This window comes from Devosia sp. Z11_6 (assembly GCF_058133665.1).
The window spans coordinates 74398-91544 of the sequence record NZ_JBYUNQ010000002.1 but is presented as its reverse complement, the minus strand read 5'-3'; the positions used below and the strand labels follow the sequence as shown (position 1 = coordinate 91544).

Annotated in this window: 19 protein-coding genes; 13 read left to right on the top strand and 6 right to left on the bottom strand. The window is 61.6% G+C overall.

The window, feature by feature from the left end:
* Window positions 1–65: 65 nt before the first annotated feature.
* Genes mce through AC3YMN_RS05670 form a run of 3 tightly spaced genes read right to left on the bottom strand, consistent with a single transcriptional unit; the run spans window position 66 to window position 2440 of the window.
* Window positions 66–470 (bottom strand): methylmalonyl-CoA epimerase, encoded by a 405-nt coding sequence (gene mce / locus AC3YMN_RS05680; protein ID WP_489889270.1) that lies wholly within the window; start codon window positions 468–470, stop codon window positions 66–68.
* Entirely contained in the window at window positions 467–1021 is a 555-nt protein-coding gene (locus tag AC3YMN_RS05675; protein WP_489889269.1) for a gamma carbonic anhydrase family protein, read from the bottom strand. Before AC3YMN_RS05675 ends, mce begins: the two co-directional genes overlap by 4 nt.
* A 9-nt stretch (window positions 1022–1030) precedes the next feature.
* Window positions 1031–2440 carry a protein adenylyltransferase SelO gene (locus AC3YMN_RS05670; protein WP_489889268.1) on the bottom strand — a complete coding sequence of 470 codons (1410 nt, stop codon included), beginning with the start codon at window positions 2438–2440 and terminating at the stop codon, window positions 1031–1033.
* A 112-nt stretch (window positions 2441–2552) separates the two neighbouring features.
* Here AC3YMN_RS05670 and AC3YMN_RS05665 point away from each other — a divergent pair, with 112 nt between their 5' ends.
* Together AC3YMN_RS05665 and AC3YMN_RS05660 are read left to right on the top strand one after the other, a co-directional pair.
* Window positions 2553–3236, top strand: coding sequence for an HAD family hydrolase (locus AC3YMN_RS05665; protein WP_489889267.1), 684 nt, complete (start codon window positions 2553–2555; stop codon window positions 3234–3236).
* Between the two features lie 667 nt (window positions 3237–3903).
* Window positions 3904–4479: a cell wall hydrolase gene (locus AC3YMN_RS05660; protein ID WP_489889266.1), complete on the top strand. Its 576-nt coding sequence runs from the start codon at window positions 3904–3906 to the stop codon at window positions 4477–4479.
* Between the two features lie 64 nt (window positions 4480–4543).
* Here AC3YMN_RS05660 and pckA read toward each other — a convergent pair whose 3' ends face one another.
* Window positions 4544–6139 (bottom strand): phosphoenolpyruvate carboxykinase (ATP), encoded by a 1596-nt coding sequence (gene pckA / locus AC3YMN_RS05655; protein ID WP_489889265.1) that lies wholly within the window; start codon window positions 6137–6139, stop codon window positions 4544–4546.
* A gap of 231 nt (window positions 6140–6370) precedes the next feature.
* Here pckA and AC3YMN_RS05650 point away from each other — a divergent pair, with 231 nt between their 5' ends.
* From AC3YMN_RS05650 to tsaE, 9 genes are all read left to right on the top strand, one after another.
* Window positions 6371–7087 (top strand): response regulator transcription factor, encoded by a 717-nt coding sequence (locus tag AC3YMN_RS05650; RefSeq protein WP_127751771.1) that lies wholly within the window; start codon window positions 6371–6373, stop codon window positions 7085–7087.
* A 123-nt stretch (window positions 7088–7210) separates the two neighbouring features.
* Window positions 7211–8890, top strand: coding sequence for a stimulus-sensing domain-containing protein (locus AC3YMN_RS05645; protein ID WP_489889797.1), 1680 nt, complete (start codon window positions 7211–7213; stop codon window positions 8888–8890).
* Between the two features lie 7 nt (window positions 8891–8897).
* Complete coding sequence (locus AC3YMN_RS05640; RefSeq protein WP_172121972.1) at window positions 8898–9377, top strand: HPr kinase/phosphorylase; 480 nt, start codon at window positions 8898–8900, stop codon at window positions 9375–9377.
* 156 nt (window positions 9378–9533) lie between these two features.
* Window positions 9534–9935, top strand: a complete 402-nt coding sequence (locus AC3YMN_RS05635) for a PTS sugar transporter subunit IIA (RefSeq protein WP_127751773.1) — start codon at window positions 9534–9536, stop codon at window positions 9933–9935.
* A gap of 4 nt (window positions 9936–9939) precedes the next feature.
* A complete protein-coding gene (locus tag AC3YMN_RS05630) occupies window positions 9940–10248 on the top strand; it encodes an HPr family phosphocarrier protein (protein ID WP_172121973.1) in 309 nt (102 codons plus the stop codon).
* A gap of 27 nt (window positions 10249–10275) precedes the next feature.
* Window positions 10276–10791 carry a DUF2937 family protein gene (locus AC3YMN_RS05625; protein ID WP_489889264.1) on the top strand — a complete coding sequence of 172 codons (516 nt, stop codon included), beginning with the start codon at window positions 10276–10278 and terminating at the stop codon, window positions 10789–10791.
* Between the two features lie 77 nt (window positions 10792–10868).
* Window positions 10869–12272 carry an adenosylhomocysteinase gene (gene ahcY, locus AC3YMN_RS05620; protein ID WP_489889263.1) on the top strand — a complete coding sequence of 468 codons (1404 nt, stop codon included), beginning with the start codon at window positions 10869–10871 and terminating at the stop codon, window positions 12270–12272.
* Window positions 12273–12641: 369 nt separating this feature from the next.
* On the top strand, window positions 12642–15044 hold the full coding sequence (locus AC3YMN_RS05615) for a sensor histidine kinase (protein WP_489889262.1): 2403 nt from the start codon (window positions 12642–12644) through the stop codon (window positions 15042–15044).
* 1 nt (window position 15045) lies between these two features.
* Window positions 15046–15477, top strand: coding sequence for a tRNA (adenosine(37)-N6)-threonylcarbamoyltransferase complex ATPase subunit type 1 TsaE (tsaE, locus tag AC3YMN_RS05610; protein WP_489889261.1), 432 nt, complete (start codon window positions 15046–15048; stop codon window positions 15475–15477).
* Window positions 15478–15526: 49 nt separating this feature from the next.
* Here the strand turns inward: tsaE and AC3YMN_RS05605 are convergent, their stop codons facing one another.
* A complete protein-coding gene (locus AC3YMN_RS05605) occupies window positions 15527–15784 on the bottom strand; it encodes a DUF2171 domain-containing protein (protein WP_489889260.1) in 258 nt (85 codons plus the stop codon).
* A gap of 153 nt (window positions 15785–15937) precedes the next feature.
* Between AC3YMN_RS05605 and AC3YMN_RS05600 the strand changes: the two genes are divergently transcribed.
* Window positions 15938–16267, top strand: coding sequence for a hypothetical protein (locus tag AC3YMN_RS05600; protein ID WP_127751780.1), 330 nt, complete (start codon window positions 15938–15940; stop codon window positions 16265–16267).
* Here the strand turns inward: AC3YMN_RS05600 and AC3YMN_RS05595 are convergent.
* The gene (locus AC3YMN_RS05595; protein ID WP_489889259.1) at window positions 16248–16697 is read right to left on the bottom strand and encodes a DUF1810 domain-containing protein; all 450 of its coding nucleotides are present in this window, start codon (window positions 16695–16697) and stop codon (window positions 16248–16250) included. The genes AC3YMN_RS05600 and AC3YMN_RS05595 overlap by 20 nt on opposite strands.
* Window positions 16698–16833: 136 nt before the next feature.
* Between AC3YMN_RS05595 and AC3YMN_RS05590 the strand changes: the two genes are divergently transcribed.
* Complete coding sequence (locus tag AC3YMN_RS05590) at window positions 16834–17040, top strand: hypothetical protein (RefSeq protein WP_489889258.1); 207 nt, start codon at window positions 16834–16836, stop codon at window positions 17038–17040.
* The last annotated feature ends 107 nt before the right edge of the window (window positions 17041–17147 follow it).

The following is a 17147-nucleotide window of genomic DNA, read 5'->3' as shown; positions in this document are numbered from 1 at the left end:
TTAAAATTGGCTGCACAAGCAGAACAAGCAAATGGAATGGTAAAGGGCCTGACAACAGGTGCAGGTCAAATCTGTTCCAGTTCAATAAGGGTGCCGTCGAAGTCTTTGGGGTGAAGGAACAGCACTGGGTTGCCGTGGGCGCCAATGCGCGGGTTACCATCGCCCAGAACGCGGGCACCCCCGGCGGCCAATTTGGCGGCGGCCGAGGTCAGATCAGCTACTTCAAAACAGACATGATGCAGGCCGCCGGCCGGCGTTCTTGCCATAAAGGCTGCGATGGGCGAAGTCTCATCGAGCGGCTCCATCAGCTCGATCTTGCTGTTGCCGGTGTCAACAAAAACAAGGCGAACCCCATGCTCAGGCAAAGTCTGGGGTGATGAAACGCTGGCGCCCAACAGGGTGCGATAGCGCTCGGACGCTGCAGCCAGATCTGGCACGGCAATGGCAACATGGTTGAGCCGACCGATCATGCCGGGTCAAACTCAACAGCCACGGGAGCGGAGACGGCAAGGCCGGCGGCAAAACGGCGCGCATTGCGGATATAGCTCGCTGCGGACCGCCGCAGGCGCTCGATATCGTCGGGCGTGAGCTGGCGCACCACTTTGCCCGGCGCACCCACGACGAGGGATCCATCCGGAATAGCTTTTCCTTCGGTCACGAGGGCTCCGGCGCCAATCAGGCAATTAGCCCCGATAACGGCGCCATTGAGCACTGTGGCACCCATGCCGATCAGCGTGTTGTTGCCCACTGTGCAGCCATGCAGCATCGCCTTATGGCCAATGGTGCAGCCCTCGCCGATCGAGAGCGGAAAGCCCATATCGGTATGCAGGACGACATGCTCCTGGATGTTGGAACGCGCCCCTATCGTGATGGGCTCGTTGTCGCCCCGCGCGACGGCGCCAAACCAGATGCCCACATCGGCGGCAACCATAACCCGTCCCACCAGCACAGCATCGGGGGCAATCCAGGCGGCATCACTGTCGATCTGCGGGGCGACACCATCCAGGGTGTAAATAGGCATGGTTTCTCCTTATGGCTTGATGCCATAAGCCTCGCGCATCTCGGCGATTTCGGCCAGTGCCAAATGCAGGGCCGACCAGTCATCGGTCGCGGCGATTGGCGCCCAGATCGCCTCCACCTCTTCGATCAGCATGGTGCGCGGCCGCTCCCGGGCGAAGTAGGGGTGATCAAGATTGAGGTTCCCAACCGGACTATAAGCCTCCAATGCGTCAGCGACGGGCCTGAAGGCTTCGCTGGCATAGTGGCTGGCCGAAGGGCTACGCGCGGCCCGCTCCGCACCGACTGCGCCCCCACGCCAATCAAAAAAGAACTGCTCGTAAGGTGTTTGGCTCGACAACATGAAGGTGAAGAGCGCATTCACGAAGGCGGTGTCCGGCTCGGCCCCGAGTGGTTGCAGTCCCAGCCGCCGCAGCAATGCTGCTGGCAGGGCGGCCCTGAATCCGGGCCAGACGGTGTTGAGCGCCGGCTCAAGGGCTTCAACGCTCGACAAAGGCACGAGGCACTCGGCCAGCCGCGTCAGGTTCCAGGCCAGCGCTTCGGGTTGCCGGCCAAAGCTGTAAAGTCCGGTTTCATCGAAATAGGCCGCCGTGAAGTTCGGGTCATAGCGCGGCAGGAACCGCCATGGGCCGTAATCAAAGCTTTCGCCGGTGATGTTGATATTATCGGTGTTGAGCACGCCGTGCACAAAGCCTGCCGCGATCCACTGTGCGCCCATTTCGGCAACGCGTGCGACGACGGCTTCGAGAAATGCCGCTGGCTTATCCGCCGCGCCGGCAAGTTCTGGATAGTAGTGCTCAATGGCGTAATCGAGCAGTCGGGCAATGTTCTCGGTTTCCTCAAGATAGGCGAGGCGCTGGAAGGTGCCGATGCGGATATGGCTATGGCTAAGCCGCACCAGAACCGAGCCTCGGGTAGGGGACGGCTCGTCGCCGCGCTCAAGTTCCTCGCCGGTTTCCACCAGCGACAGACTCTTTGAGGTGTTGACCCCCAGAGCTTCCAGCATCTCGGTAGCGAGAATTTCGCGCACGCCGCCCTTGAGCGTGAGCCTGCCATCGGCGCCGCGCGACCATGGCGTACGCCCGGACCCTTTGGTCGCCAAATCGAGCAGGCGGCCATCCTCAAGGTCAACAGCCTGGGCGAACAGGAACCCGCGCCCGTCGCCCAGGTCGGGATTGTAGGAGCGGAACTGGTGGCCGTGATAGCGTAGCGCCAGCGGAGTCGCGAGCGAGCCCGTCAACGGCTCGAAGCGGCCGAAGTGAGCAATCCATTGCTCGTCCGACAGGTTCTCGAGCCCCAGGCGGGCGGCCCAGCGTTGATCGCGATGGCGCAAGATGGTTTTGGGAAAGGCCGCCGGCGCTACGCGATCGAAGAATGCGTCACCCAGGCTTTGATGGTTCTTGGCGGGTTGAAACTGGCTCATGGATCAACAACGCTCACGCTTGGCCTTGGCTCCCCTGCATTGATGCGGTTGCATGGCAGAGGGCGTCCCGGGTGCCTAGCGCCCGGAGTCAAATCGCCCTATATGCGAACAGATGACACGCGAACCGCATCATCTGCACCTGGCTCCTTTCCAAGCCGCCATTTTCGACATGGATGGCACGATCCTTGACACCGAAAGCGTGTTCAAGACTATCGTCTTTGAAGTGTGCACCGAGCTTGGCTTTGAGATGACCGAAGCCGTGCACATGAACATGGTCGGGGCGAGCCATGAGCACACCAGCCAGATGTTGATGGAAGCATATGGAGTTGCTTTCCCCTACACGATCTTTGACGACCGTTGCCGGGTGATCATGCGGGACCGCATGCATACGGAGATTCCGGTCAAGCCCGGTGCCCGCGAGTTGATCACCGAGTTGCGCGAGCGCAATATCCCGACGGCGATCGCCACATCCTCGCGTCGTGCGCATGCCTGGACCCATCTGGGCAATGCTGGCCTGTTGGATCTATTTGACACTATTGTCACCCGCGACGATGTGGTGAATCCCAAGCCCGCTCCTGAGCCATATCTTTTGGCCGCCAAGCGGCTCGGGATCGAGCCGCAACATTGTTTGGCGCTCGAAGACAGCCATACCGGGGTGCGGGCTGCGCATGCGGCCGGGATGCAGACCGTGATGGTTCCGGATCTGGTTCATCCCAGCGACGAAATTCGCGAACTCGGAATCGCGATTCACGAAAGCTTGCACCACGTTCGAAGGGCTGCTTTTCCAGCTACTTAAGAGCGAATCTCTGCGCCACGGAGGGAGGCCAGTGTCTCGCCGCAACACTGCGCAGGCAATCGCATCAGTTCGACGTTAAGCCCGTAAAGCTTTATCGGTTGCGTTAAACCGGCGCTAGGCAGCCCGCAATTCATTCAAATATCACGCTTTTCAAGCGCCGTTGCGTGCGTTAACCCTGTCTTAAGTTCCTAAGCGCTATGGTTAATACAGCGTAAATTTCGGTTTGAAGTTCATCAAGCCTCGGCTAGGGTGCCGCCGGCGTGACGAGCGTCCCTTCGGGGGCATACCGACGAAGGCCCGGCGGATATGGCTGCCGGAGCCCAAGGGCAAGGACGGGACATTGACGAAAAGCTGGCAAGCAACAACGAGACGTGCGTTCTCTCACCTACTCGCGCTCTGCGCAGTGGCCCTGGTGCTCTTCGTTACTCTCGTGCCGACCCATGCTGAATCAGTGGACCCTGCCAACGTCTCTCCGCTCGAAATTCCTCCTTCGGTTCAAAAGGTCCGGCAACAGTCCGCGCTTGGGCCGACCTCGGCGCCTTTGGCGTCCGACCAGCGCAAGCTCAGCCCAGCCCTGCTAGCCAATTACGTAGAACGTCAAAAGGCCTTGCGTTCGTTTGACGTCAGCGCAGTCCAGCAGCCCGGAGAGCTGAACTCTCAAGTATTAATGGGTTACATCGCTCGTGGTTCCTTTGGCGGCAGCAATGGTGCGCTGTCCGCGATTGACAGCTTTGCTCCGGCGGGGCCGAAGCAGGCTTCCGGGCTCAACTCCGAAATCCTGGCCAAATATATCGATGAAGGCTTCCTGCCGACGGGGAAGCGCATCGAGCAGGCCAATACCGAGCGTGAATGCCTGGCCCAAGCCATCTACCATGAGGCTCGGGGCGAAAGCGAAGCTGGGCAAATGGCTGTCGCAAATGTGATCGTGAACCGGGCCCGCTCGGGCAAGTTTCCTTCCACCCTTTGCGGCGTTATCTACCAAAACGCCGACAAGGGCCGTTATCGCTGCCAGTTCACTTTCGCCTGCGATGGCCGCGCCGATACGCCCGGTGAGCGGCGTGCCTGGGCTCGTTCGGCCGCCCTGGCCGAAACAGTTTATGCGGAATATGCCAAGGGCGAAAAGCTCGGCTCACTGCCGCGTTCGGCGCTGTTCTACCACACCACTGCTGTGAGCCCGTCCTGGTCGCACACTTTCAGCCAGGTCGCCCAAATCGGGTCGCACATTTTCTATTCGCCGAACTGAGAGCCATTCCAAGCCGAACATAAAGGGCGCCCCTCGAGGCGCCCTTCTTTTTATCCGCTCTGGCTTATTCGGCCGCCTGTGCGACGACCGGTCCTGCCGAGGCGCTGGCCAAAGCGCCGAACTTCTCGAAGTTGGCGCTGAACAATCCTGCAAGATGGGTGGCCTGACGATCATAGGCTTGCGCATCCGCCCAGGTGAGGCGCGGGGTCAGCAGCTTGCTGTCTACGTCCGGCACCTCAAGCGGCACAGCGAAACCGAACAACTCATCGATCCGCGTTGCGGTGTCGTCGAGTTCGCCCTGGAGCGCCGCGTTGAGCAGGCGCCGGGTAGAGGCAATGTCGATCCGTTGGCCAACGCCATAGCCGCCGCCGGTCCAGCCCGTGTTGATCAACCAGGTTGAAGCGCCGCTGTCCCGGAGTTTGTCGGCCAGCATGGCTCCATAGACGTTTGGATGAAGTGCAATGAAGGGGGCGCCAAAGCAGGCCGAGAACGTTGCCTGTGGCTCGGTGATGCCGCGCTCGGTACCAGCTATCTTGGCGGTATAGCCGGAGAGAAAGTGATAAACCGCTTGCTCGGGGCTCAAGCGAGCGATCGGGGGCAGCACTCCGAAGGCGTCTGCGGTCAGAAAGACTACGGTGCGCGGAGTGCGTCCGATGCTTCCTTCCGCCACTCGCGGCAGAACAGTGAGCGGGTAGGCCGCCCGCGTGTTTTCGGTGAGGGAGACGTCGTTGAAATCCGGCAGCTTGCTGGCAGGGTCAAGCAGGACATTTTCGAGAACGGTGCCGAAGCGACGACTGGCGGCAAAGATTTCCGGCTCCGCTTCCGGGCTCAACCGGATCGTCTTGGCGTAGCAACCACCCTCTAGATTGAAGATACCTTCCTCACTCCAGCCATGCTCGTCATCCCCGATCAGGGGGCGATTGGCATCGTTGCTGAGCGTCGTCTTGCCCGTACCGGAAAGGCCAAAGAACAGCGCCGTTTCGCCATCTGGTCCCTGATTAGCTGAGCAATGCATCGGCAGGACGCCGCGGTCGGGCGCATGGAAATTGAACAGCGAGAAGACGCTTTTCTTGATCTCCCCGGCATACAGCGTTCCGGCGATGACGACGATGTTACGGCTTAGATCCAGCGCGATCACTGTTTCGCTGCGGCTGCCATGCCGCGCCGGGTCTGCCTGGAACCGTGGGGCATGCACGATAGTGACCGGCGTTGGCACCGGAGCTGCGGGCACCGTTTCGCCCGGTCGTATCAGCAGATTGCGGATAAAGAGCGCGTGCCAGGCACTGGGTGTGAGCACAGTGACGCCATACTGGTAAGTCGGGTCGGCTCCGGCCAGCAGGTCCTGCTGGTAGAGGTCCTTACCCGCCAGGGACGCAATGGCGTCTGCGAGCAGCGCTTCGAAGTGCGTCGGGGTCATGGCGGCGCAGTTTTCCCACCAGACGCGCTCTTGGGTGAGTGCGTCGCGAACAATGAACTTGTCCTTGGGGGAGCGGCCGGTGAACTTGCCGGTGCGCACACAAACAGCGCCATCGGCAGACAGCACTGCTTCCTCCTGCCTTAGGGCGGATGCAACTAGCTCGGGCACGTCTTCGTTCAGCGACAACGACGCGGCTTGCTCCGCAAGTTGGTTGCGGATGGGTCCATGATCAAAAAGAGGCATCGGGGTTCTCCCTGGGGGCGTCGCGTGCAGCGGGCCTGCGTGCTTCAAGGGGAGTCTAGGTGAGCCCAGAGGTGGGGAGCCATCCCCAAATCGGTCTTAAGACGGAAGTTGAATGGGCCTGCAGCTGCGTGCTGAGGTGGCGCCTGCCTTGACCGTGCCTTATATAACACTACTCATCCCCTGCAACGGCCGCGCCACGCGGACAATGTAAGAACAATAGAAAGGCAGCTTATGCCCAAGATCGCCCTTGTGGATGACGACCGCAACATTCTCACTTCTGTGTCCCTGACCCTGGAAGCGGAGGGCTATCAGGTTGCAACCTACACAGACGGAGCCTCGGGGCTCGAGGGTCTAACCACCGATAAGCCCGATCTGGCGATCCTCGACATCAAGATGCCGCGCATGGACGGGATGGAGCTGCTGCGCCGGCTGCGCCAGAAGTCGGATGTGCCGGTTATTTTTCTGACCTCCAAGGATGAGGAGATCGACGAGTTGTTCGGGCTCAAGATGGGCGCCGACGATTTCATCACCAAGCCGTTCTCGCAGCGGTTGCTGGTTGAGCGCGTCAAAGCAATCCTGCGCCGCTCGGCCCCTCGCGATCCATCAGCGCCTGCCGGCGCTCCTGGGGAAGCGGCGCCGAGCAAGCAACTCATCGAGCGCGGCTCGCTGGTCATGGATGAGGAGCGCCATACCTGCACCTGGAAGGGCCAGCGGGTCACCCTTACGGTAACGGAGTTCCTGATCCTGCAGGCGCTCGCTCTGCGGCCAGGGGTAGTCAAGTCCCGCAACGCGCTGATGGATGCCGCCTATGACGACCAGGTTTATGTGGACGACCGCACCATCGACAGCCACATCAAGCGCCTGCGCAAGAAGTTCAAGATGGTCGACGACGACTTCGAGATGATCGAGACGCTTTACGGCGTCGGCTATCGCTTCAAGGAACAATAGTACCAAGTGGCCATCATTGACCCCGAGCTAGGGGAGAAGGCAGATACTGGGCCGCGTTCGTCCGCGACCGTGGGGCGCACAGACAAGGTGCGCCGACCCCGCCGGAACTGGCGGCGCTTGCTCCTGACGCCACTCGCCAAACTCGCCCGAGGCTTTGGCCACCTCCTTGATCTAACTATCTTCTCAAGCCTGACGCGACGCATCATCGCGCTGAATTTGGCAGGGCTGCTGGTTTTGGTGGTTGGCATTCTTTACCTGAACCAGTGGCGCGCCGGCCTGATCGACGCCCGGGTGCAATCGCTGCGTGTTCAGGGTGAAATCATCTCGGCCGCCATTGCCGCCTCTGCTACTGTGGATAGCGACGTTATTTCCGTGAATCCCGACCGACTGCTTGAGCTGCAGAGCGGTGGAGTATCGCCCCTTTCTTATTTCGATCCGACGCTGGAATTTCCAATCAGCCCCGAACGGGTCGCGCCCTTGTTGCGCAACTTGATTACGCCAACAGGCACGCGGGCCCGGATCTACGATCAGGGCGGCCTATTGATCCTGGACAGCGACAATATCTACGCTCGCGGCGAAGTGATCCGACCGCCCGGAGAGGACAGTCCGTCCTTTTTCCTTTGGGACTGGTGGAACGCAATTCTCTCCTGGGCGCCAGGCGACAGCTTTCCCCAATATCAGGAATACGGGATCGATGAGGGCCGCCGGTACCCGGAGGTTGCCTCCGCACTGCAAGGCGCGCCGGCCGATTTCGTGCGGGTGGACGATCAGAACCGCCTGGTTGTGTCTGTCGCCGTGCCTGTGCAGCGCCTGCGGGCCATTGTTGGCGTGCTTCTTCTGTCCACGGCGCCAGGGGACATCGACTCCATCGTTTCCCAGGAACGCTGGAGTATTTTGCGCATCGCCATGATTGCGGCGGTAGTGCAGATCGGCTTGTCGTTGCTGTTGGCGGGGACCATCGCGGGGCCCATGCGGCGCTTGTCGGCCGCAGCCGAACGCGTGCAGACTGCTGGTGACGCGAGGGCAGAGATCCCCGACTTTACCGATCGCCCCGACGAGATTGGCCATCTGTCGGGAGCGCTGCGTCGCATGACGGATGCGCTTTACAACCGGATCGAAGCCATCGAGCGTTTCGCTGCCGATGTGGCCCATGAGTTGAAGAACCCGCTGACCTCGTTGCGCTCTGCGGTCGAGACCCTGCCGCTGGCCAAGCGGGCCGAGGATCGGGAGCGCCTCAACGCAATCATCCAGCACGATGTGCGCCGGCTGGACCGCTTGATCTCCGATATCTCCAATGCCAGCCGCCTTGATGCAGAACTGGCCCGCGAAAGCGCCCAACTGGTGGATGTGGACAAGCTCGCCCAAACCATGGTGAGCATCCAGAAGGACATTGCCGCTGCCCGGAACGTGTCTGTCGTTCTCGGTAAGCGCACCGGGCGTGGCTCGGCGGTGGTGAATGGCCATGAAAGTCGTTTGGCCCAGGTCTTTGCCAATTTGATCGACAACGCGGTTTCGTTCTCGCCTACCGGCGGAACAGTCACTGTTGCTCTCGCCACAAGTCCCGAAGACGTTACAGTGACTGTCACCGACGAGGGCAGCGGCATCACCGGCGATGTCGCGCGAATCTTCCAGCGGTTCTACACCGATCGTCCGGACAGTGACGGCTTTGGCAACCATTCGGGGCTTGGGCTTTCGATTTCCAAGCAGATTATCGACGCGCACAAAGGGACGATCCGGGCTGAAAATCGGAAAGACCGGTCCGGCGCCGTGTTCACCATTGTCCTGCCCCGAGCCCGCAGATAGATGCCGGATGAATGACGCTGCGGTTCATGTGCACGCCACGGCCGTGCTGCTGGGGCAGGTCGGTGTCCTGATCCGCGGAGCCTCGGGCTCGGGCAAGTCGCTGCTAGCCTTGGCTCTATTGGATTATTGCCACAGCCTGGGCGTGGGCGCCGCGCTGGTTGCCGATGATCAGGTTCGACTGAGCAGGATCGGCGAAAGCTTGAGCATGGCGGCGCCAGAGTTGCTCGCCGGCCTGATCGAGCTTCGCTTCCGGGGGATCGTCAGCCGCGCCTATCAGAGCCCCGTCGACTTGCACCTCATCGTCGACCTTGTCCCCGATCCGGTGCGGATGCCGGAGGCCGACGCATTCTGCACCGATCTGCTTGGAGTGCCCGTCGCGAGGGCGCCTGTCCCGCAGGGCTCTTTGCTTGATCTGGGGCATCAGGTTCTGTTGGTGATGGAGGCCGTCAACACCCTCGGTCAGCCTAGTGGGCAAAATACCACTTGAATCCTGTCGCCCTTGGGACAAAGGTGAGGCCTGCCTTGGTCAGCCTACGGTATACGGCTTCGCAACTCTGTCGGAGTAGACTGGTGGCAGGGGCATCAAGGACGAAAACGGCTGCCGGCGTCTGCTGGCGCATTTCGGCGGCCTGGGGATGACTGCATGATCGGTATGGTTCTGGTAACGCATGGCGCGCTTGCCAATGAGTTCAAGTCGGCCCTGGAGCATGTTGTCGGGCCGCAGGAGTTCTGCCAGACGATCGCGATCGGTCCTGAGGACAACATGGAGACGCGGCGCAACGATATTCTCGCCGCCGTGGACAAGGCCGATAACGGCTCGGGCGTCATCATCTTCACCGACATGTTCGGGGGCACGCCATCAAACCTAGCCATTTCCGTGATGCAGGTGCGGCCGGTGGAGGTGATCGCTGGCGTTAATCTGCCGATGCTGGTCAAAATCGCTCGGGTGCGGGCGGATATGCCACTCAACCAGGCCGTCAATCTCGCCCAGGAAGCCGGGCGTAAATATATCAATGTAGCGACCAGCATTCTGGGTGCGAGCTAACCTGATGGATTCTGCAGCAACGGGTGGGCGCGCTGTAGCTCAGCAACTCACCATCGTGAACCGCAAGGGCCTGCATGCGCGAGCCTCGGCGCGCTTCGTGCGGACCGCGGAGTGTTTCGACGCGGCCATCAGCGTCGTCAAGGACGGCGTCTCGGTCGCAGGGAATTCGATCATGGGCCTCATGATGCTGGGCGCAGGACCGGGTTCGACCATTCTGGTTCAGGCTAGCGGCAAGCAGGCCCGCGAAGCGTTGGAAGCCATTGTGGAACTGGTCAACAACGGCTTTGACGAGGATAGTGACGGCGCTCCCTGAGGCGGGAGAACCTGAGGAGGAACCGGCATGCGGCACCTGATAGCCGGAGGGGGCGGGCTCGCTTTGGCCGCCCTTATGAGTCAGTTTCCTGAATATGCCCAGCAGTACACGCAGCGGCTGGGCGGCGCCGTGGACGAGTTGCGCATCATCGTCGAAGATTTTGATCGCGCCGCTTCAACCGCTGGGCTGGACCGTCAAGCGGCAATTGCCCGCTATACGGCATCCAATGATGAGTTTCTCGCCGGCCGCGGCATCAGCATGGTCGCCACTTTCACGCGCTATGAGCAACTGCAGGCCACCCTGAACCGTGTTGCGGGTGCCGGACCAATCGAGCGGCTGCAGCTGTTGCCTGCCTATGTGGACACCGATATCGGCCGTCGGACTATCGAGCATTACAAGCCAGCAGTGCCGCTCACGCTCGAGGGATTGCTTTATGCTGGTGCCGGGTTCCTGCTGGGCTTTGCGCTAATGTCGGCCGTTTATCGGCTGCTGGCTCTGCCCTGGCGCTGGCACCGCCATCGCCTCGCAGCCCGCGGGATATAAGCAGATCTTTATATCCCCGATTGCTCGCGGCTTTGGCCTGCCGTATAGGGAGGGCAATCATCCACGCGGAGCGCGCCATGCCCACCCAGAACACCGACTACTCGGTCAAAGATATTTCTCTCGCCGATTACGGTCGCAAGGAAATCCAGATCGCTGAGATCGAGATGCCGGGCCTCATGGCCATTCGTGAGGAATATGCTGCGGCCCAGCCCCTGCGCGGCGCGCGCATTGCCGGCTCGCTGCACATGACCATCCAGACGGCTGTGTTGATCGAGACGCTGGTGGCGCTCGGCGCCGAGGTGCGTTGGGTCAGCTGCAATATCTTCTCGACCCAGGACCATGCCGCCGCCGCCATTGCTGCCGCCGGTATCCCGGTCTTTGCCCATAAGGGCGAAACGCTGGAAGAATATTGGGCATTCACCGACCGCATGATGGACTGGGGCAATGGGTTCACCCCCAACATGATCCTCGATGATGGCGGCGACGCTACCATGTATGTCCTCAACGGCGCCAAGGCCGAGAAGGACGCCTCCATTCTCGACAAGCCGGGTAGTGAGGAAGAGGAAATCTTCTTTGCCACCATCAAGCGGCGGCTTGCACAAAGCCCCGGCTTCTTCTCGACCATCCGAGACAATATCCGCGGCGTATCGGAGGAGACCACGACGGGCGTGATGCGACTGTATCAGCTCCATGCCAAGGGCGAGTTGCCGTTCCCGGCCATCAACGTCAATGACTCCGTCACCAAGTCGAAATTCGACAACAAATACGGCACCCGTGAATCGCTGGTCGACGCCATCCGGCGCGGCACCGACGTCATGCTGGCCGGCAAGGTCGCCATCGTCTGCGGCTATGGCGACGTCGGCAAGGGCTCGGCTGAATCCCTGCGCGGCGCCGGTGCGCGCGTGCTGGTGACTGAAGTCGACCCTATCTGTGCGCTGCAAGCGGCCATGGAAGGCTTTGAGGTGGTTACGCTTGAGGAGGCCGCCCCGCGCGCCGACATTGTTGTGACCGCCACGGGCAATCGCGATGTGCTGATGGTCGATGACATGCGCAAGCTCAAGGATATGGCCATTGTCTGCAATATCGGCCATTTCGACAATGAGATCGACGTGGCCGGCCTGCGCAACTTCAAGTGGACCAATGTCAAGCCGCAGGTTGACCTCATCGAGCAGCCTAGCGGCAAGCGCCTGATCCTGCTTTCCGAGGGTCGGCTGGTCAATCTGGGTAATGCGACGGGTCACCCGAGCTTTGTGATGAGCGCATCCTTTGCCAACCAGACCTTGGCCCAGATCGAACTGTGGACCAATGGCACCACTATGGAAAAAAAGGTGCATGTGCTGCCCAAGCGCCTCGACGAGAAAGTTGCCGAACTGCACCTCGCCAAGCTGGGTGCCAAGCTGACCAGGCTCTCGCCCGCACAGGCTGAATACATTGGGGTTTCCCCCTCTGGCCCATTCAAATCCGGTGAGTATCGCTACTAGGACGCGGGTAATCCGCGGTTCGTAATACGCTGGCAGGAGGCGTTGAGTACTGCCTCCTGCCAGCAGGTAAGTTCCTGCTTCGTTCATGGTCAAGTGGGACAAAGCGGTCTTTGCCCGGAATGCACAACCATTAAGAGTCTTTTAGCCAGAATCGCGCCTCGCTATGGTTAGGCGAATCGGCTGCCCGGGACAGGCAGCCGCTCGGGGCCAGCCAGGATCATCAGCGATCCGGTGTGTATCGGGCCTCTTTCGAGTGCAAGCGTAGCGGTCCGTTCGGGCCGACCCAAACGCAACAAGACACGAGGGCTATGCATGGCGCCGGATCGATTCCGGAAGCACTGGGGATTTGTCACGCTGACAGCGGCCCCCATGACCCTTCTGACTGCCGCACCCGCCCTTTCCCAGACGCCGGACGCTGGTTCGCTTGCCGCCGCCGCGCCGCTGGCAATCGCTATCGGCGCTGGCGCCTTTGCCGTAACGGCCATGGCAATCGTTCGAACCATGCTGCGCGATAGCAAGGTCGAACGGCATAAGGCCGCGGGGCAAATCGCTGGCCTGCGGGCGCTGGTGGACGAATATGAGGCCCTGCTTTCGGGTACTCGCGAACTCACGGTGCTGTGGACGCAAAATAGTGGCGGGGCGGCCAAGTTCCTGGGGCAGGTAGCGGCGGTGCTGCCAGCAGGACGGCAGCCCGAAAGCGTCCTCAAGTTCCAAAGCTGGCTGCAGCCGGGCGACGCCGACCGTCTTGCTGAACTGCTCGAGCAGTTGCGCCTTGGCGGGCACTCCTTCACCACCAGTGTCAATGCACTCGATGGACGGCTGATCCGCGCGCATGGCTGGGTGCTGGGCGGCGGCGCGGCGATGCGGTTGCGGCCCGCCTTTCTGCAAGCCCATCCCCAGCATCGCCTCGAGGATGCAGCCGCGCAGGGTGATCTTTCCAGTGCCCGCGCCATTCTGGGGCTGTTGAGCAAGCCGGCTTTCCTGCGCGACGCTAACAAGCGGCTGGTGTTCGCCAATAATGCCTATCTCGAACTCGCGCGAGCCCTCGGCAAGACCGGCGCCGATGCCGAGCCCCCTGAATTGCTCGAAGGCACCCAGCGCCAGCGCCATCTCGACGCCTGCACCCCTGATGGCAAGCCCGCTGTTCTGCGGCTCGACCTGGGTGCACGTGGCAAGTATGAGCTGACTGAGTTTGCTATTGCCGGCGGCAATGCGGGCTATCTGCGCCCGCTCGAAACGGCTGCCAAGCCCGCCGAGCCCGCAGTCTCTTATATGGGCAGCATCATCAATGCCTTGGCGACGCCCATCGCGGTGTTCAATGCCAAGCGCGAACTCGTGCAGTTCAACCAGGCTTATGCCGATCTGTGGAACCTCGATCCGAAGTTCCTCGTGCTGGGGATCGACGAGCCCGCGATCCTCGACAAGCTGCGCACCGAAGGCATGCTGCCCAACGAGGTCGACTACAAGACCTGGCGGGCCCAGCACCTGACTTCCTACCAGCTCAAGGTGCCGCGCGAGAACGAACCATGGCACCTGCCCGATGGGCGCAGCATCAAGGTTATTTCCGCGCCGGCGGGGCCCAACGGCGGTGTCATCTATGTCTTCGAAGACCTGACCGAGCGCCTCCAGCTTGAATCCTCCAACAAGGCCTATTCCAATGTGCAGCGCGAGACCATCAACGCGCTTTCCGAGGCCGTTGCGGTGTTCGGCACCAATGGGCGGCTGACCCTTTCCAATCCCCAGCTGTCGGCCCTGTGGAAGCTGCCGATGAACGAGTTGGGGCAAAACCCCCATATCGACCAGATCGCCGAAGCCAGTGGGCAGGCCATTCCCCTCGATGGCGCCAGTATATGGCGGGATTTGAAGCGGGGGATTATCGACCTCAACCCGACGCGCGGCGACCAGACCGGTCGCATCAAGCGCTCGGATGGAAGGCTGTTGGACTACGCCATTACCCGGTTGTCGGACGGTCAAACCATGATGACCTTTCTCGATGTCACCGAAAGCGCCAGCTATTCGCAGGTGCTCAAGGAACGCAACGATGCGCTGGTGGCGGCTGACCTGCTCAAGGATGCGTTCGTCGAGAATGTTTCCTATGAACTGCGCTCGCCGCTGACCAATATCATCGGCTTTGCCGACCTCTTGGCCGGCACTGATGGCGGCAACATGAACGAGCGGCAGCGCGCTTATATCGACTATATCCGCGCCTCGAGCGTCACCCTGGGCGTGCTGATCGACAATATTCTCGACTTGGCGTCCGTGGATGCCGGCATTGCCGAACTCAAACCCGAGCGGCTTGATGTCGCCGCCATTGTGGACAAGGCCCGGGCTGGCCTGTCGGCGACCTTCCCCGAAGTTTCGGGGGAAAAGCCGATCAATCTCGTAATCGATATCGCCGATGACCTGCCGCCCTTTGTGGCCGATGGCACGCGCATCGTGCAGGTGATCTATAACCTCTTGAGCAATGCGGCCCGCTTCTCGCCGCCGGGCGGGGAAATCCGGCTTCGGGTGATGAGCCGAGGCGAGCGCATGTTGTTCGTGATCGAGGACGAGGGGCCGGGCCTGACCGACGAGATGAAGGCCGCAATCCTGACGCGGATCGATGGGCAAAGCACCGGCCGGCAACGTGGGGCGGGGCTAGGGCTCGCGATCGTCAAGACCTTCGTGAACCTGCATGGCGGCACGATCTCGGCGGAAAGCCGCGAGCCGCGGGGCAGCCGCATCACCGTCAACCTGCCACGCGACAGCGCCATGGCGGGTATGGCAAGCTAACATGGACCGCTTCCTCCCCGACGATGCCGCCACCGCCGCCTTTGGTGCCGAACTGGCCCAAAGGCTCAAGCCCGGCGATATAGTCAGTATAGAGGGAGAACTGGGGGCGGGGAAAACTGCGCTGGCGCGGGCGATTATCCGGGCGCTGGCGGGCGATCCCGGACTGGAGGTGCCGTCGCCCACCTTTGCACTGGTGCAGCCCTATGACACCGCGAGTGGCCCCGTGCTGCATGCCGATCTTTATCGGCTGGGGGATGCCGCGGAAGCCGATGAGCTAGGCCTGCTCGATACGCCCGATGGCGTGGTGCTGGTCGAATGGGCCGAACGGGCGCCCCATGTCCTGGCGCTGGCGAACTGGCGCATCACGCTGCAAATCCCGCCGGGCGGCGCTGGCCGCCGGGTCCAAGTGCAGTACTTCGACCCGGGCGCCTAAAAAAACGGGAGCGGCGAGCCGCAGGCTCAAACCGCTCCTCTCGGCCGGCTTACGCCTGCCCGCCGTCTTCTTCTTCCTCAAAAAGCACCGCTACGGCTGCACTGGCCGACAGGCGCACCTTGTCGCCCTCGATTTCAGCCACGAGCGAGCCTTCGACATAATGGTGGTGGCCGGCATGGCTGCCTTCGCCCGAATCGGCCTTGGTCAGCTTGATGCGACCGTCTTCGACCGCGTCCACGGTGCCGACATGCACGCCATCGGCCCCAATCACTTCCATATGCTCGCGAATGCCGCTGAGATCAGACATGTGGTTTCTCCTGTTGGTGAGCAAGACAAACGCTCCGGGGCGGGAAGGGATGCATCGCCACGCCCGGGGAGACGAGCACGACTGGGCGGGGCGGGAATGTTATTTGTTCTTTGTTTGTTCTGACGCTAAGGGGAAGGCGGAGACCCGAGTCGCATGCCCCAGACCAATCCGCCGGCCCATCCTTATCCCGGCACCCGCTATCAGCTGCGCCACGCCGCGGCCAACAACCAGATCATCATCTGTCGCTGCAGCCTGTGCCGGCGGCTGGTGCGCTACCTTGCGACTGACCTGGTGGAATTGTTTGGCCCCGACCGGGACGCCCTGCAGCCCCCGTTCAACTGCTCGGTTTGCGGCAAAAGCGACTATGTCACGGTGAGGCTGACCTCGGCGCTGCCGGGCGACTATGGTCATCTCAGCATCCGCCGGCCCGGCGAAGTGCGCACAATCCAGACCTGGCGCACGGTCAAGCTGGGGGATGACTAGCGCCTGCGTCCTCAAGCCGGCTCACCGTGCCCGGATCTTCCCGGCCACCGAAAAAGGCGGTGAGCGCTTCGCGAAACAGCGGATCCTGCGGGGCGGCGCGGGCGAAAAGGGTCATGGAGGAATGAAACTTCATGTTGTCGGGCGAGCCAAAGATGTGATCGAGGCTGCGCGGGGCGGCGCTGTCGGGGGCGTGCAGCAGCACGGCGCGGGTGCATTCGCGCAGACGCGTTCCCAGCACCGGATCGGCGAGGTAAAGCCGCGCTTCCTCCAGATCCTTGATGGCAAAGCGCTGCGCCATATCGCTGCGTCCGAGGCCCGCGATCTGGGGGAAGATAAACCACATCCAATGCGTGCGTTTCTGCCCCGCGCGCAGTTCGGTCAGCACCTGCGGATACACCAGGTTCTGGGCCTCGAGGAAATGGGTGAACATCGGGGAGCATCCTTGGCTTGAGCTGACAAAAATCCAACGCAGGCGGAGCGGCGAGGTTTCCCTTTCGTGACCGATAAGGGGGAACCTGTGGCGGGGCCGGGGGATTGGTTTGGTGACGGCAACAAGGAGCAGTCCCATGAGCCAGCATCCCAAAACCCAGACCCCGAGCGATCTCGACCTCAAGCGCAATCCCGGTATCGGGCAAACCACGCAGGGCATTGATCAGGCCGCTACCGTGTTCGAGGACGAGGAAGGCGACAACACGATTGAGGGCGATGTGATGAACGACGTCGAACCCGATGGCAGCATCAATCCCGATCATACCGGCCGCACCAACAAGTAATCTTTTCGTCTTTGAAGAAGTCAGGCGCCGGGTCTGCAAGGGCCCGGCGTTTTTGCGCGTGCCAAAGCGCCGCCGGCGGTGCCGTCGGTTGGTTCTGGGGGTAGAGC